Source organism: Streptomyces sp. NPDC002793 (assembly GCF_040295485.1).
GTDB lineage: Bacteria > Actinomycetota > Actinomycetes > Streptomycetales > Streptomycetaceae > Streptomyces.
Window position 1 is genome coordinate 21634 of the sequence record NZ_JBEOVL010000044.1, and the last position, 15632, is coordinate 37265.

Consider the following 15632-nt stretch of genomic DNA (forward strand, 5'->3'; position numbering starts at 1 on the left):
GAGTGGTCGCCGCGGCCACCGCGAAGGTTGCCGGGCCCGGGAGTCACGGGCCCGGACCGGGGTCCGGGCCCGTGGTCGCTCAGCTCACGGGGGTGAGCTTCCACTGCTGACAGTGGTTGTCCAGCCAGGTCCACTGCCTCACGTCCGCGCCGTCGGCCGTCGAGCAGTCCGCCACGTCGGCGACCTTTCCGGTGGCCTGGTTGACGATGCGCACCCAGCCCCCGGCCTCGGTGGTGACGAAGCGGAAGCGCTGGCAGGTGTTGTCGAGCCACGACCACTGGCGCAGGTCGGCGCCGTCGGCCGTCGAGCAGTCCGCCGTGTCGAGCACCTTGCCCGTCGCGACGTTCACCAGCCTGCTCGTGTCGTCCCCCCTGTCGTCGATCCGCCACCGCTGCCTGGCGCTTCCGTCGCACGTCCACTGCTGGACGTTCGCCCCGTCGGCGGTCGACGCCCCGCTCACGTCGAGACACTTCCCGGTTGCCCGGCTGACCACGGTGTACGCCGTCGGGGTCGCCGCCGTCTCACCGGAAGGCCCCGCCAGTGTCGTACCGAGGGCGACGGGTGTGCCCAGGTTCGGGGTGCCGTCGGAGTTCCAGCCGATTTCCTGCGCCCGTGCCGTACGTCCGTTGTCGCAGCCGTCGGACGCGGAGTCGTTGGCGTGGTAGACGATCCAGCTCTCCGTGCCGTCGGGCGAGGTGAAGAAGCCGTTGTGCCCCGGCCCGTACACCCCGGCGGCGTTGTTCCGCTGGAAGACCGGGGTGGACTTCTTCGTCCAGGAGGACGCGGAGAGCGGGTCGGAGCCGGTCAGGGTGAGCTGCCCCAGCTTGTAGTCGGGGGTCCAGCAGCCGCTGGCGGAGTAGACGATGAACGTCTTCCCGCCCCGCTGGAGCACCTCGGCCCCCTCGTTGACCGTGCCGCCCGACTTCTCCCAGTCATGGGTGGGCCTGGAGATCGTCGAGAACGAGCCGCTGAGCGTGTACGGGTTCGACATCGGCGCGATCACGAGGTTCTGCGTCCCGCCGCCGCTCGCACTGCCCAGCAGATACATGGACCCGTTGAGCGTGAGCACGCTCGGGTCCAGCATCCAGGTGCTGCCCAGCTGGTTCCTGTACGTGTAGGGCCCCATGGGGTCCGAACCCGTGCTCTGCAGCACGTGCACGCGCTGCGTGGGGTTGTAGTCGGTGATGTTCTGACCGGCGACGTAGTACAGATACCAACGGCCGCCCGAGTAGTGGAGTTCGGGCGCCCAGATGTTGCAGCAGCGCGAGGCGGCGTCACCCTGCCAGACCTGCACGCTCGGCGCGGTGGCGAGCCCGGCCAGGGTCGGCGACTTGCGCATGGTGATGACGTCGGTCCAACTCGTCGACACCAGGTAGTAGTTGCCGTCGTGGTACGAGATCCAGGGGTCGGCCCCCTTCTGCGTCTTGACCGGATTGGTGTACGGGCGGCCCTCGGCAGCCGACGCGGACGTCGGCTGGCCCAGGGCGAGCGCCAGCAGGAGGGCGCTCAGCAGGGTCAGTAGGCGACGGGCCATCCGCTGCTCCAGTTCAGGAGGTTGACTCCGAGCTTGGGGGCGCCGTTGTCCTGGCCGTCGTAGTAGTGGTAGACGAGCAGGTCGCCGTCGGAGTCAGCCAGGATCGACTGGCCGCCGGGGCCGATGTAGCGGCCGTGCGACTCCATGACGGGCGTACCGCCGTTGCTGAGCATGCTGACGCCGTTGCGGTCCTTGTAGGGCCCGGTGACGCTGGTCGCCCTGCCCACCTTGATCTTGTACGTCGAGCTGGTGCCGGAGCAGCACGTGTCGTACGAGGCGAAGAGGTAGTAGTAGCCGTTGCGCTTGACGACGGAGGGCGCCTCGACGGCCTTGGTCCCGGTGGGGCGGGAGGCGAGCGAGCGGCGGGCGGTGTCTCCGGCGTACTGCTTGCCGGTCGACGGGTCGATCCGGATCATCTTGATCCCGGTCCACCAGGAGCCGAAGGAGAGCCACCACTTGCCGTCGTCGTCCACGAAGAGGTTGGGGTCGATGGCGTTGTAGTCGCTCGACGAGCTCGACGTGTAGACGATCCCGTAGTCGCTCCAGCTGCCGGCCTGGCCGGTGGTGGAGGCCGCCAGTCCGATGGCCGACGTGTTGGAGCCGAAGGACGAGACGGCGTAGTACATCAGGTACTTGCCGCCGTGGTACGAGATGTCCGGGGCCCAGGGGTCGGACGCCGAGGAGTAGTTCTTCCACCAGCTCGGCTTGGTGGTGAAGGCGTTGCCGGACCGGCCGAAGGCGGTGCGGTCGGTGGAGGTGCGGAGTTGGAGGCCCTCACCGGTCGAGTAGAGCAGGTACTGGCCGGAGGAGCTGCGGATCATGCTGGGGTCGTGGACGACGACGTCTCCGTTGACCACGCCCGGGTTGGGGTAGGCGGACGCGCTGACCGGCACGAGGGCCAGCAGGAACGCGGCGGGGAGCACGGCGAGGCTTCTCCTCAGAGTGCGGCTCACGAGGAAACTCCTTCACGGTCGGGGATGGGGGTGCATCCCGCAGTCGCCGCCCGCACCGCATCGGTTGCCGCGCGTCACCCACATTCTTCGAAAAACCGGACGCCGTCCGATATCCCGAACGATCGTCAGGGGCGCGGGCGTCGGTAGGGACCGGACACGCGCACGGGGCAGGCGCGTCCGGTCCGGAGGCCTCGCTGTCAGCCGTGCAGCAGCACGGGGAAGGCCTCCATGTCGTTCTGCGTCATGACCGGCAGCTTACGGATCTCGTCGTCGGCGATCGCGAGCTTCAGCCGCGGGAACCGCCGGAAGAGCGCGGGCAGGGCGATACCGGCCTCGACCCGGGAGAGCGCGGCGCCGGGGCAGATGTGGGGCCCGTGACCGAAGGTCATGTGCCGGATCGGCGCCGGCCGGGTGATGTCGAAGGAATCGGCGTCGTCCCCGTGCTGGAGGGCGTCACGGCCGATGGCCCGGTAGGAGATCACCACCCCCTCCCCCTCGGCTATCACCTGGTCACCGACCTGGATGTCCTCGGTGGCGAACCGCATCAGCAGGTGGGTGGTGGGGGTGTCCCAGCGCAGTGTCTCCTCGATCACCGTCTCCCAAGGGATCTCCCCGTCCAGCACCTTGCGCAGCTGGTCGGGGTGGGCGAGCAGTGCGCGTACGGCGTTGAGGACGAGCCCGATCGTCGTCTCGTGCCCGGCTGCCACCATCGCCTTGAGGTTGCCGACGACCTCCTCCTCCGTGAGCGGTCTCCCGCCCTCCTCGGCGAGGATCAGCGCGCTGGTGAGGTCGTCCGTGGGGTGCGCGGTCTTCTCCCGTACGAACTCGGCGTAGAAGACATCGAGTTCGGCCAGGAGCGCCAGCCGGTCCTCCTGGGGGGTGAGCATCGAGAAGAACGCCTTGTACTGCCGGGTCAGCATGGGATGCAACGCCTCGTCCACTCCCATCAGCAGCCCGACGACCTTCATCGGGAGCGGCTGCGCGAACACGGCTTTGAGGTCGACGACACCGTCCTTGCCCTGCTCGGCGAGCGCGTCCAGCAGCTCCTCGGTGAACTTCTCGATCTCCGGGCGGATCGCCTCGAGCCGACGGGGGGTGAGGGCCTGCGACGTCTTCGTCCGCAGCCGGCGGTGCTCCTCGCCGTCCACGGTGAACATGGAGCGTCCGGCGTCGATCATGCCGATCAGCGGCCAGGCGTGGGTGACCTCCCCGCTCCGCCACAGCCCCCAGGCGTCCAGATTCTTCACCAGCCGCGTGTCGACGAGGAGTTGGCGTGCCTCGGCATGCCGGGTGACGGTCCAGGCGGGGACGCCCAGCAGATCGATGCGCGCGAGCGGGGCGGATGCCCGCAGCTTGTCCGTCTCACCGTCGAGGTCCTGGACCATGGGGTCGATCACCACGGTCGCGTGCGGGCATTTCACAGCGGGTCTCCTGTCGTGTGTACGGGGACGAAGCGAACGGGAAGGGCGTTCATCCCGCGCAGGAAGGCGGACGGCCGGCGGACCAGGTCCTCTGCGGGGACATCGAGTTCGAGATCGGGCAACCGGTCGAGGATGACCTCGATCGCGGTACGGGCGATGGTCTCCGCGATCTCCTGCGCCGGGAAGGGACAGCGGTACTCCCCGTGGCTGAACGCCAGATGCGCCCCGTTGCCCACGGGCTGCCCCACGCCACCGGACACCACCTCCTGACGTATCAGCGGGTCGGTGCTGGCCGCCCCCAGACCGAGCAGGACCATGTCTCCGGCGCGGATGCTCCGGCCGCCGAGCCGGGTGTCACGGACCGCCCAGCGGCCGGCCAGGATCTGGGTGGGGCTCTCCTCCCAGAGCCCTCGTTCATCGCGTCGCCGACACTGCGCATGCCGCCGGAGAGGGAGTCGGCGAACTGGTCCTCGGTCAGCATCAGCCGCAGGGAGTTGCTGATCCAGTCGGCGGTGGTGAGGTGCCCGGCCGCCGTGATCGCCATCAGGTCGAGGGCGTACTCCTCGTCCGTGAAGGGCTCGGGGTCGGCGAGCATCCGGGAGGTGATGTCGTCGCCGGGTGCCGCCCGCTTGATCTCCACCAGCCGCCGCATGTGCGCAGCGAAGCGGCCGTACGCCTCCTGGGCGCCGGGTCCGCCGTCGGCCAGGTCCTTCAGGAGCCGGGCGATCTCCGCCCCCTCCTCGTCTGGAAAGCCCACGAGGCGGGCGAGGACGAGCACGGGCAGGGGCTCGGCGTCGCTGGTGACCTGGTGGAGCTCCCGGTAGCCGACGACGAGCCAGGCCGGAAAGCCGCCGGGGAGCTCGACGGGGACGACCGGACCGTGGTCGCGCCGCATGGTCCGGTACAGGGCCTGCGGTTCGGTGTGGAACCCGGGTCCGCCGAGCGGCACGGGGCAGCTGCCGCCGGGGGCGGAGACAGCGGAAGGCGAGGGGGTCGTCATCGTACGGACTCCTGGGTGACGGCTTCGCGCGTCGCGGCCATGCGATCAACGCCGCCTCACTATAAGGAGGTTGAGTAAAGCTTTGGGCACCGATCGGACCGGCTGCCCGCGTGGATCTTCACGCCCTCCCTAGAGTGCCGGCATGCCTTTCTCCGATGATCCGAAAGAACTCGCCCCAGGGGCCGTGACCTCGTCGCAGCCGCGCCGGCGGCGGCTCGCCGCGGCTTCCGGTGCCGGGCTCGTCGCGATCGCCTTCGGCACCTGGCTCCTCCTGGGCATCGGACCGGAGCCGGGCGGCCATGCGCCCATGACGATATGCGCCGTCAACAGCGCGTCCCTGCGCGCCGATGTGGACGCGGACGGTCACCTGGACGAGATCCACGACCAGGACCGCGACGGCACCGGCTCAGTGGTCTTCCGTAGGGGCGATCACCGCACCACCGTCGGCGTGGGAGAGGCCCGCGGGTTCTGGCAGAAGCTGCGGGGCGCACTGAAGGAGGACATGGAGACGAGGGGGACCTTCGGGGACTTCGACGGCGACGGATACGCGGACCTGGCCCTCTTCTACAGCCAGGACGACGTCGGCGACAGCCCACGGGACGGCATGGTGGTGCACGAGGTGCGCTACGGTCCTCTCGCCCGTGACCTGAGCAGTGAGCGGACCGCCACCATCCGTATGCCGATTTCGACCTTCGTGTACGGGGCGCGGGCCACCGACACCGATCACGACGGCCGCGCCGAGCTCCAGGTCTTCCAGTCGGTGGGGGACGGCGGCGTTTCCCGCTACGTCGGCCGGCAGGAAGGCGGCGGGGTCTCCGTGAGCCCGGGCGAGGCCGACTTCTACGGGGTGCCGGAGTGGCCCGCATCCGAGCTCGGCTGGCTCGACTTCGGTGCCTGCCGAGCGCTGGGTGTTCTGTAGCCGACAGCACGAGCAGGGCCTTCAGCCGGTACAGGTAGTGATGCGGTACCAGCCCTCTATGACGCGCCCCCACACAGACGTCCGACGCCGTGCGAGTGGGCGATGCGTGTCGCCTTCGGCGAACTCCCCTGCGGGGTGTGGTTCCCGCACGCGCGGGGTGGACACTACCCGGCTCCCATGTTCTTATGCTGCACGTCACTTCGATTTCCAACGTAGTACAACCGGCCCGCGCCGAAGTGACGGTCCTTCACCGCCCGGTCCGCGCAACCCCTGAACACGCCCCGACGTCTTGCCACGCACCTCGCCCGACAACGTTGTCTCCCCCTGCTTCCGATCGCTGTTGTCGCTCACGAGAAAGGCTTTCCGCCCTCATGGTGCGCACCATCCGCAAGCTCTCCGTAGCCCTGACCGCCGCCGCCCTGCTGGCCGGCTTCGCACCCTCCGTCACGGGGGCCGAGCGACCGGCTGCCGCCCGGTCGGCCCCTGCCGCCCCGGTCCCGACCACAGCCGAGGCGGGGAACCCGCTCGTCGAAGGGTGGTACGCCGACCCGGATGTCGCGGTCTACGACGACCGCTACTGGATCTACCCGACCACGTCCCGGAGTTACTCCGAACAGACCTTCATGGACGCGTTCTCCTCGACGGACATGGTGAACTGGACCAAGCACCCCAAGGTGCTGAATGTCGCCGATGTGACCTGGGCCAAGTATGCGCTCTGGGCCCCCGCGCCGGTCTTCCGTGACGGCAAGTACTACCTCTACTTCGCCGCCAACGACATCCAGAGCAACTCCGAGCACGGCGGGATCGGCGTCGCCGTCGCCGACCGCCCGGAGGGACCGTACAAGGACGCCATCGGCGGCCCGCTGATCTCCCGGTTCCACAACGGCGCCCAACCGATCGACCAGGACGTCTTCATCGACGACGACGGCCAGGCGTACATGTACTACGGCGGTTGGGGCCACGCGAACGTCGTCAAGCTCAACCCGGACATGACCAGCCTCGGCACCTTCCCCGACGGGACGACCTACAAGGAGATCACCCCGGAGAACTACGTCGAGGGCTCCTTCATGTTCAAGCGAGACGGCACCTATTACATGATGTGGTCCGAGGGCGGCTGGACCGGCCCCAACTACTCGGTGTCGTACGCCATGTCGGACTCCCCGACCGGCCCGTTCAAGAAGATCGACAGAGTGCTGGCGCAGGACCCGGCCGTCGCCCGTGGCTCCGGGCACAACTCGATCCTCAACGTCCCCGGCACCGACATCTGGTACATCGTCTACCACCGCCGCCCGCTGAGCGAGACCGACGGCAACCACCGGGCCCTGGCCTACGACCGGATCCACTTCAACGAGGACGGCACGATCCGGCCGGTCACCATGAAGGTCAACGACAACTTCGACGACGGCAACGCCGTCGGGTGGCGCGCCTACGGCGACGCCGGCTGGTCCCCCGAGCGGGGCGCCTACTCCGCCACGTCGACCGCCACCGGAAGCGGCCTGACCCTCCAGGACACCAACTTCTCGGACCTGGTCTACGAGGCCGATGTGACCCTGCGCCACGGCCGCGGCGAAGCGGGGCTCGCCTTCCGCGTCACCCGGCCGGGGACCGGCACCGAGGGCTTCCACGGCTACTACGCCGCCGTCGGCCGGGACGGCCTGGTCCTCGGCAAGGCCACGGGCGACATACGGACACCGCTGGCGAAGGCACGGCTCGCGGGGGCGGTCGGCAAGACCCACCGGGTGAGGATCGAGGCGGTCGGCTCGTCCATCGAGGTCTACGTCGATGACATGGCGAAGCCGAAGATCCGCACGACCGACGCCGGCTTCACCTCCGGCGCCAACGGCCTCCACATCGATGGGCCGCACACCGGCGGGCTGTCGCCGAAGGCCGGTGCGGCGGCACCGGGCAGGCCCCTCGCACGTTTCGACAACGTCTCGATCCGTTCCAACGTGTTCGGCTTCGAGGCGGCCGACGCCCCGAACCGGTTCATCCGGCACGCGTGGAGCCGTGGCCGGGTCGACGCGAACGTCACGCCGTACGCCGACATGCAGTGGAAGGTGGTACCCGGCCTGGCGGACCCGTCGGCGGTGTCGCTCGAGTCGGTCAACTTCCCCGGGACCTTCCTGCGGCAGCGCGACGGCGAGGTGTGGATCGACACACGCACCGACGACGCCGCCTACCGCGCGGACGCCACATGGCGGCGCGTGCCCGGCCTCTCCGACCGGTCCCTGTCGTCCTTCGAGTCCTACAGCGAGCCCGGCCGCTACCTGCGGCACCGCGACGCGCTGCTGTACGTCGAGGACGTCGCCGCCGCCGACCGGCCCGAGGCCACCTTCAGGGCCTGGTGACGTGGTGACCTGACGCAGCGGTCCGGCTGGGCGCATCGTTCGTGCGCGCCCGGCCGGACCAGGTCCGCCGCCGATCAGCACTTGACCGTGAAGCCACTCGCCTCCCCGAGAGCCGTCAGCGACAGGCATCCGGGGACTCCGTCCGCGTCCTTCCCCTGATATCCCTGGGCACGCTGCTCGGCGGCGTAGGCGGCCTTCGTGGCGGCTCCGAAGAAGCCCGTGGCTCCGGCCTTGATGGTGCGGCCGCGACCGATCAGGGCCCTCTGGACGACGCGCACATCCGCGTTCTTCGCACCGTAGCGGACATTCGCCAGTGCCACCGACTTCAGCCTCGGGCGGGGCGGCTCGGGCTCTCCCCAGCGCAGGGCCGGGTCCGGATCGGGGCACTTCGGCAGCAGCCGCAGCAGGAAGGCGACGAGCAGCACCGTGTCGGCCGGTGTCGTACGCACCGTCAGGCCCGCTGCGGCGGGGTCCTCGACGGCGGGCTGTGGAGCGGGATCGACGCTTCCGGGGAACACGTAGTGCCCCATCACACGCTCGGTCTCCTCGGTCGGCACGAATTCTGGCGGAGCATCCACCAGCCCCTCCACGGCCTGCTCCGACGCGACGAGTGTGGCGGCCTCCGGCTCCAGGAAGCCGAGCCCGACGGCTTCCGCGCCGTGGGCCGGGCCTCCGTGGGCGTGGGGTCCGCAGACCACACGCAGGGACCGGGCGAGCACGACCGACTCCACGTACGACGTGCACCTGCCCACCGGGGGATCGGCCCCGTCGGACAGGGGCGTCTCTCCCGTGGGGAACCGCCAGGCCCGGGACCGCAGCATCGCCGGATCCAGCCACGGCCGGACGACGTTGACCAGCGCGTATTCGAACGATAGGGAGTCGATGTCCGCTGTGGTGGTCGGCAGCGCAGACCGGTCGATGCGCAGTTCGGGCCACGGCTGGTCGAACATGGCGGACGGCGCGAACCCGGTCACCGCGTAGCGGCTGCCGTCGAGGCCCGTGGCCCAGTGCAGGGAGTCGGGGCTGGGGTCGAACTGAGCGCGGTACGCGGCCCAGGTCTGCGCCGGGTCCTTGTCACCGAGCCTGCTCAGATCGTGCAGGGCGGCCTCGACGACCTGGCGCCCGCCCTTCACGAGCCACTCCTGCTCCGCCGCCTCGACCGCCTCCTTCAGCGCCCGCTCCTTCGCGCTCCCTCGGGCCTGCGCCAGCGCGGTCCGGGCCGTCAGCACCGCATGCCGGCAGCTCTGATAGGCGAGATAGGTCTCGGAAGGCACGGACGCTCCGCCGACCTCCTCATGGAGGATCCGCTGCGCCTCCCGGTAGCGCCGGTCCTCGTCAGCCGTGCGGGTGTGGACGGCCAGATCGGCACCGAGGACGTCGAAGTAGACATCCCACAGGTGGTCGACCCCCTCCCATGACCAGACCGGTCCGGTGACAGGCACCCTGTTCACCAACTCGGAGAACTCGGCGGCGGCCGTAGCCTGTTCCCGGCTCATCTCGGCCCCCTCCGCGAAGCGCAGCGCGTCGGCGTGGTACCCGATGGTGAGTGGGGGAACGCTGACCACCCGTCCCTCCTGTGCGGTGACCTCGCGGATTCTGGACGCCACCGCCGAGACGGCGGTGGCGTCCACGCCTTCCGGCGTGATCTGGGGCATGATTCCTCCTCCCACGGCTGCCGCACTCCTCGGGCGGTGCGACCGCCGTGACACCGCGGACTCAGACGAAGTCGCTCTCGGCCAGGTCCGGCAGTGGGTCCGGGGTCTTGCCCAGCAGGTGGTTGACGAACGCGATGACCTGCATGCCCGGAACCCGGAGCGTGGCCCCGTCGCTCTCGGTGTGGAAGTGGTGGCCGCTCTCTGCGTGGCCGTAGCTGCCGTTCAGCGTGAACGGTCCCCAGCCCACCTGTGCGGAGGCGTCGAACTTACTGCTGTACTGGTGGTACGCCGACTGGAACGCTTGGGAGGTGATCGTCACGTTGCGGACGAACACCGCCTGCATCGGGTAGCCGACGAACATGCCGGTCGGCGGCAGCGCACCGTCCGACGGCATCTGGTCGAACATCCACCCCTCGCCCTTCCGCAGGGTCCATCCCTTGTTGACGAGGAATTCCGGGTAGAACCAGGGCCGGATGATCTGCGCCTGCGTCATCTCGTACGACAGGGCGAAGTCCTCCGTCTGCATGGTCGAGTCGAAGGATGTCTCGGTGCTGCTGACGTCGCCGCCCGCGTGCCAGAAGCCCCAGGCGACGTCACCGCCGGCCGACCACGACGTGGTCTCCGAATGCGAGGTCGTGTCGACCATGCTGTGGGTCAGGCCGTACCCGGACCAGCCGGGTGCGGTCGCGAAGTTACCGGGTGCCAGCGTCGTGTAGTAGAAGCGCTGTCCCGGCGAGGTCGCGTTGGCGAGGGCGTCGTCGAAGAAGGACTGGAGACGCGCTTTCCACAGCGTCAGCGACTTCTCCGTGACCTGGTTGATGTAGGCGTGGATACGGTCCACGTCGTTCCGGTGCCCGACGGAGCTCCAGTCCTCCTCCGCGGCCCTGGCCTGCATCAGGTAGAGCTGGGCGTTCGAAGCCCAGTCGGCCACCGCTCCCCTTCCCTCGGGGCCGGACGCGGCCGCTGCCGCGACACGCTTGGCGTTGTACGCCAGCCGAGCGGTGACGAAGTCACGCATCTTCTGGCGGTAGATCTGCATCAGCGGGGAGTCCTCGGTGACTTCCTTCTCCTCGTTGGTGAGGATGTCCTTGACCTTGCGCTTCGTCCGCAGCAGGTTGCGGAACTCCTCGAGCTTGGCCTTCTGCTCCTCCGTCAGCTCATGGTTGGCGACCTTCGAGAACTTCAGGATCTGGCCGTAGAGCTCACTCAGACGCAGTCCCGCCTCGTTCCGGTAGACCCCCTGCTGTTTGTCGTTGGTGTAGGCGGCTTTCGGGTCGGGCAGGAAGTCGACCTGCATCGCCCAGTTGAAGGCGTGCTGGAGCATCGTCTTCTCCGCCTCAGCCGTCGGCGCGGTGCCGAGGCCGTTGGCCGCGAAGTCGAAGTCTCCTTCCTGATAGGGGAGTCCGGGCATACACCAGGTGATGAAGGACGACTTACTGGGCGGCAGACTGCCATCGCCGCCGCAGAGCGTGTCATACATGGTGTTCCGGAACGTACTGCCGAGTTGTTGGAGCGTGGGTGCCACGACGGCCTCCCGATCAGCTGGTGGAAACGGGAACACGGCGCGCGAGGATTCCTCACCTCGCCCGGCTGACGGCCCGGAAATCCGCATTCACTTGGCAGGTTCGAGGGTCATCTTCTTCAGTTTCACCGGATGGGTCACATCCGTCAAGACGAACCGAAAGGAGGCAGAAACCGCGCCGGAACAATTTGTGCAGACTTCAATTACGCGACAGAGGCGCCATGTTACCGTCCATCATCTGCGATTCTACGTCATTCATGGAATCATGACCCCGAGGAATGAGAGCCGCACAGATCGCTTGCAGGTAAATCGAGTTCGGGAAGACGAGGACGTGACTTCCGTGCTACCCGGCCGAGTTGCGCGACCGTCCGTGGAGCGGGAGTCTGGGGGCAGAGCAATTCGTCCACGGTCGCGATCTCGTCGGACGAGTCAGCCGAACCTTCCCGCCGGGGCGGACGTCGCCGGCCACCGAACGACGGCTCCTCGCCCCACCAGGTGGCGCGGAAAGGCGGGCGTCATGCATCAGACCGTTCGGGACCAATGGATCGCATTCAACGACCCGCTCGAAGGGCGCGTCAATTTCATGTACCTGGACCAGAAGGGCTGGGTGAGCACGGGAATCGGCAACAAGATCGACGAGACGGTCCGCGCCGACTCCGCGCCCACCGAAGGCGAACGGGCCGCGTCACTGGCGCTGGCCACCGAGCTGGGCTGGCGGGACACCTCCGGTACCCCGGCCACCCCTGACCAGGTGGCGGCCGACTGGGACGCGGTCAAGTCCCGCCTCGATCTGGCGTCCCAGGGGCACCGCGCCTTCGAGCCCCTCACCGCGCTCCGCCTGGAGGACGGTGAGATAGATCGCCATGTCTTCGCCAAGCTCGACCAGATGGAGTCGTTCCTCGTCGGACGCCCGGAGTTCGCCGACTTCGGGTCCTGGCCGGCCAACGCACAGCTGGCGACACTGAGCATGTGCTGGGCACTGGGTCCGGCCTTCCGCTTTCCCACGCTCCAGGGTCACGTCCAGGCGCGGAACTGGAGCGGTGCCGCCGACGAGTGCCACTTCACCCCGGACGAGGGGACGATACGGATCCGCAACAAGCTCGACCGGTCCCACTTCCTCCTGGCAGGCACGGTGGAGGAGCGGGGCCTCCCGGCGGACCGGCTGGCGGTGTCGCTGGCCGACGTCTTCGGCGTACAAGGCGCATTGCTCGCCCTCGGCTACTCCCCGGGCGCCCAGGACGGCGCGGAGGGGCCAAGCACCCAGGGCGCGGTTCGGGCGTTCCAGGGGGACAACGGCCTCGATCCGAACGGTGCCTGGAACGACCCGGCGACGGTGAGCGTGCTGGGAACGCGCGTCACCGAACTCGGCCGCACCGTCGTGTGACACCGGACGTCGTGCGGCCCCGCCGGACAGACACAAGGAACGAGTGAGTCATGAGCACATTCGACATCGAACTCTCGGGCCCCATCGCGTCCGGATTCACGGGAGGGCTCGGGGGGCCGGGGCAGGGCGGGCACCAGCCACCGGAGTGGTACATCCAGTACGGCATGGATCTGGGTGCCGCCGAGGGCAGCGAGATCGATGCCGCCTTCGACGGCCGGATCACCAAGTACAGCCCGCACGACCCGGCGGCCGACAACGGCAAGGTCTACGGGGCGCAGTTCTTCGTGCGTTCCCACAACGACATGATGGGGGCCTTCTACACCCATATGAAGGATGTGCCGGCGGGACTCGGGGCCCAGACCGACATCTCCCGGGGCGACCGTCTCGGCAGCGTGCTGTCCTTCGGAGGCATCACACCGCACCTTCACATGGCACTCGTCGAGATCATCGGCGGAGCACCCGACGGCCGGTACCAGGGCGTCGACCTCTACCAGTTGTTCCTGCGGTGCCCGACGCCGACGAGCGTCACCACGGTCACCTTCACCCAGGACGGGTCACCGCCCGCACCGGGCGCCGAAGCGGGGCCGAAGGTCCATCACCTGGCCTCACTCGGTGGGGTCCAGGAGGCCCTGACCGCACTCGGATTCGATCCCGGGCCGGCGGACGGCCAGGACGGGCCCCGCACGCGCGCCGCGGTCACGGCGTTCCAGCAGGCGCACGCCCTGCGGGCGGACGGCGTGGTCGGCCCCGACACCCGTAGGGCCCTCGTCGAGGCGCTGGCCGCGCAGGGCCTCGCGGCCGACGGGGCACCCTGAGAGACACCCTGGGTCCCTCGGCCCGAAGGCACCACCGGCGGACCATTCGCGAGGAGAATCCCATGACCAGGTGGACACTCGGCGCGGCGCGGAGGAATGCCGACCGCACGCGCCGGACAGCCGAAACCCGTGGCGGACCAGGACATCCGGCGCGCCCTCCGACCGGTTCGACGGCCGGAGCGGGCACGAAGAGCGGTTCCGCACGGCAGAAAGCGCGCGCGGAGATGGGCCCGTGGGAGCAGAAGGAGGCGCTGCGGGCACGGATCACCGAACTCGACGCCGTGGTGGAGGTCCTGGCGACCAGCGCGGCCGCCGACCCCGAGCGGCGCGACGTGGCGGCCACGTACGCCGCCAACGCCCGCGCGGAGTTGACGGAGGCGAGGGGCTCGCTCGCCCACCTCGACCACCCCTCCAGGAGGCGCGGGGCGCATCTGGGCGTCGCGCAGTCGCATGTGGACGCCGCGCTGAACCTGATGGTCTGGATGGCGTCCGTGGACGACATCAAGGCGCTGCTTCCCCAGATCGTCGCCCTGGTCGACGACCACCTCCAGGCCACCGACCCGAGAAGGGTGCGCGTCACCGAGATCGCGCGCAGGCTGGAACTCGACACGGAGAACACCCTGCGCCCAGGCGAACGCGCATTGCTCGCCGAAACGGTGAGTGTCGCGCGACAGATGCTCCGGAAGGAACAGCTGCGAGTGCGTAGCTTCGTCCATGTCGTCGCCGGTGTCACGATCGGGCTCACCATCGCCGTGCTCGCGATCGCCGTCGCCACCGTGGTCTGGGAATCACTGGTGCCCATGTGCTTCACGCCGGACGTGGACGGCGGCGTCAACGTCGTCTGCCCGACGAACAGCGAGCTGATCGATGCCCAGGCACCGATTCCCAGCAGCGTGATCGGAAACGTCGCGAACGACGCGGACTACCTGGTCATCGAGGCGATCGGGATGGTGGCTGCAGCCATAGCCGCGGCAGCGGCCCTGCGCCGCATCAGGGGCACCTCGCTCCCGTACGACGTCCCGGTGGTGCTGGCTCTCCTCAAACTGCCGACCGGAGCCCTGACGGCGGTCCTCGGACTGCTCCTCATGCGCGGCGGCTTCGTCCCCGGGCTGAGCTCGCTGGACTCCACCGCTCAGATCATCGCGTGGGCGATCGTGTTCGGCTACTCCCAGCAGCTGTTCACTCGGTACATCGACAGCCAGGGCCAGGCACTCCTCGACGCGGTACGCGGGCCAGCCGGCGCACCGCCCGGCCCGCCGCAGGCGCCACCGGTGCCGGTCAAGTAGCTGTTCCACCGGGGCGCCGGCCGCCGCACGGCTCAGTAGCCGCGCGGCGGCCTTCCGGGGTCGGCCTGCTGCACCCGGAAGGCGAAATCGGAGCCGTCACGGCTCACGCCGTACCGGTCTCGTACGTAGTTGATGGTGGCGCACATGCAAGCGACGACGTCGTAGGGCGTCTGCGCCGTCCCCGTCTGGTGGTAGGCCGCGAACGTAGTGGGGATGCACTGGGTGGCGCCACGGGAGCAGTTGAGCGGGTGTCCGTCGGACACGATCCGTCCCCGGGCATTGGAGTCCACCGTGTTCACCCGCCGACGCGGGTCGTTGCTTGCGGACTCCCGCTTGCTGATGGTGCGCAGGGCGGGCACACCGAAGCGGGGGTCCATGCCCGTCAGGGCACAGGCCTCCGCGGCGTACGTGTCCATGGCCGCCTGCCCGGAGTTGTCGTCCGGGTCGTCGAAAGTGACCTGGTCCAACGCGATCCGACCGGTGGCGGCCACGACGCCGCAGTCCACCTCGAACCCGGCCACCTTGCCCAGCTCGGTGAGCGAGGCACAGCCCGGAACACCGTCCGCGTCGGCCCCGGTGTATCCCTGGGCCCGCTGTTCCGCGGCATAGGCCGCTTTGGTCTGTTCACCGAAGTACCCGGTGGCGCCGTCCACGATGTCGCGGCCCCGGAGGATAAGTGCCTGCTGGACCGCACGGACGTCCTCGTTGGATTTGCCGAATTGGGTGTTCCTGAGCAGTACCATCACTCGACTCCTCATCCGCTGCGAGGATATGGAGGATGACAGGTCACGGTGC

11 protein-coding genes and 1 pseudogene are annotated in these 15632 nt (G+C 69.0%); 5 read left to right on the top strand and 7 right to left on the bottom strand.

Annotation, left to right across the window (positions count from 1 at the left end):
* Window positions 1-79: 79 nt before the first annotated feature.
* The 4 genes and pseudogenes from ABT001_RS29915 to ABT001_RS29930 form a co-directional block, all read right to left on the bottom strand.
* Window positions 80-1534, bottom strand: a complete 1455-nt coding sequence (locus tag ABT001_RS29915) for a family 43 glycosylhydrolase (RefSeq protein ID WP_351283872.1) — start codon at window positions 1532-1534, stop codon at window positions 80-82.
* Window positions 1516-2487, bottom strand: a complete 972-nt coding sequence (locus tag ABT001_RS29920) for an arabinan endo-1,5-alpha-L-arabinosidase (protein ID WP_351283874.1) — start codon at window positions 2485-2487, stop codon at window positions 1516-1518. Before ABT001_RS29920 ends, ABT001_RS29915 begins: the two co-directional genes overlap by 19 nt.
* Window positions 2488-2684: 197 nt before the next feature.
* Entirely contained in the window at window positions 2685-3872 is a 1188-nt protein-coding gene (locus tag ABT001_RS29925; protein WP_351283950.1) for a cytochrome P450 family protein, read from the bottom strand.
* A 32-nt stretch (window positions 3873-3904) separates the two neighbouring features.
* Window positions 3905-4908: pseudogene (locus tag ABT001_RS29930) on the bottom strand (cytochrome P450 family protein).
* 142 nt (window positions 4909-5050) lie between these two features.
* On the opposite strand from ABT001_RS29930, the gene ABT001_RS29935 reads away from it, so the two are divergent.
* Together ABT001_RS29935 and ABT001_RS29940 are read left to right on the top strand one after the other, a co-directional pair.
* Window positions 5051-5827 carry a hypothetical protein gene (locus tag ABT001_RS29935; protein ID WP_351283877.1) on the top strand — a complete coding sequence of 259 codons (777 nt, stop codon included), beginning with the start codon at window positions 5051-5053 and terminating at the stop codon, window positions 5825-5827.
* A 371-nt stretch (window positions 5828-6198) separates the two neighbouring features.
* Complete coding sequence (locus ABT001_RS29940) at window positions 6199-8175, top strand: family 43 glycosylhydrolase (protein WP_351283880.1); 1977 nt, start codon at window positions 6199-6201, stop codon at window positions 8173-8175.
* A 74-nt stretch (window positions 8176-8249) separates the two neighbouring features.
* Here the strand turns inward: ABT001_RS29940 and ABT001_RS29945 are convergent, their stop codons facing one another.
* Window positions 8250-9830, bottom strand: a complete 1581-nt coding sequence (locus ABT001_RS29945; RefSeq protein ID WP_351283883.1) for a hypothetical protein — start codon at window positions 9828-9830, stop codon at window positions 8250-8252.
* Between the two features lie 61 nt (window positions 9831-9891).
* A complete protein-coding gene (locus tag ABT001_RS29950) occupies window positions 9892-11355 on the bottom strand; it encodes a hypothetical protein (RefSeq protein ID WP_351283885.1) in 1464 nt (487 codons plus the stop codon).
* Window positions 11356-11869: 514 nt separating this feature from the next.
* Here ABT001_RS29950 and ABT001_RS29955 point away from each other — a divergent pair.
* The 3 genes from ABT001_RS29955 to ABT001_RS29965 all read left to right on the top strand — a co-directional run bounded on the left by ABT001_RS29955 (window position 11870) and on the right by ABT001_RS29965 (window position 14837).
* Window positions 11870-12736: a peptidoglycan-binding domain-containing protein gene (locus ABT001_RS29955; RefSeq protein ID WP_351283888.1), complete on the top strand. Its 867-nt coding sequence runs from the start codon at window positions 11870-11872 to the stop codon at window positions 12734-12736.
* A 50-nt stretch (window positions 12737-12786) separates the two neighbouring features.
* Window positions 12787-13551 (top strand): peptidoglycan-binding protein, encoded by a 765-nt coding sequence (locus ABT001_RS29960; RefSeq protein ID WP_351283890.1) that lies wholly within the window; start codon window positions 12787-12789, stop codon window positions 13549-13551.
* A 62-nt stretch (window positions 13552-13613) separates the two neighbouring features.
* Entirely contained in the window at window positions 13614-14837 is a 1224-nt protein-coding gene (locus ABT001_RS29965) for a hypothetical protein (protein WP_351283893.1), read from the top strand.
* Window positions 14838-14869: 32 nt separating this feature from the next.
* On the opposite strand, the gene ABT001_RS29970 is transcribed toward ABT001_RS29965, so the two are convergent.
* Complete coding sequence (locus ABT001_RS29970; protein ID WP_351283896.1) at window positions 14870-15580, bottom strand: peptidoglycan-binding protein; 711 nt, start codon at window positions 15578-15580, stop codon at window positions 14870-14872.
* Window positions 15581-15632 lie beyond the last annotated feature (52 nt).

Bases quoted from the DNA above. Each gene is read 5' to 3' on its own strand.
- ABT001_RS29955 (WP_351283888.1), top strand. From the start codon at position 11,870: ATGCATCAGACCGTTCGGGACCAATGGATCGCATTCAACGACCCGCTC.
- ABT001_RS29925 (WP_351283950.1), bottom strand. From the start codon at position 3,872: ATGGTCCAGGACCTCGACGGTGAGACGGACAAGCTGCGGGCATCCGCC.
- ABT001_RS29965 (WP_351283893.1), top strand. From the start codon at position 13,614: ATGACCAGGTGGACACTCGGCGCGGCGCGGAGGAATGCCGACCGCACG.
- ABT001_RS29960 (WP_351283890.1), top strand. From the start codon at position 12,787: ATGAGCACATTCGACATCGAACTCTCGGGCCCCATCGCGTCCGGATTC.
- ABT001_RS29940 (WP_351283880.1), top strand. From the start codon at position 6,199: ATGGTGCGCACCATCCGCAAGCTCTCCGTAGCCCTGACCGCCGCCGCC.
- ABT001_RS29915 (WP_351283872.1), bottom strand. From the start codon at position 1,534: ATGGCCCGTCGCCTACTGACCCTGCTGAGCGCCCTCCTGCTGGCGCTC.
- ABT001_RS29970 (WP_351283896.1), bottom strand. From the start codon at position 15,580: ATGGTACTGCTCAGGAACACCCAATTCGGCAAATCCAACGAGGACGTC.
- ABT001_RS29945 (WP_351283883.1), bottom strand. From the start codon at position 9,830: ATGCCCCAGATCACGCCGGAAGGCGTGGACGCCACCGCCGTCTCGGCG.
- ABT001_RS29935 (WP_351283877.1), top strand. From the start codon at position 5,051: ATGCCTTTCTCCGATGATCCGAAAGAACTCGCCCCAGGGGCCGTGACC.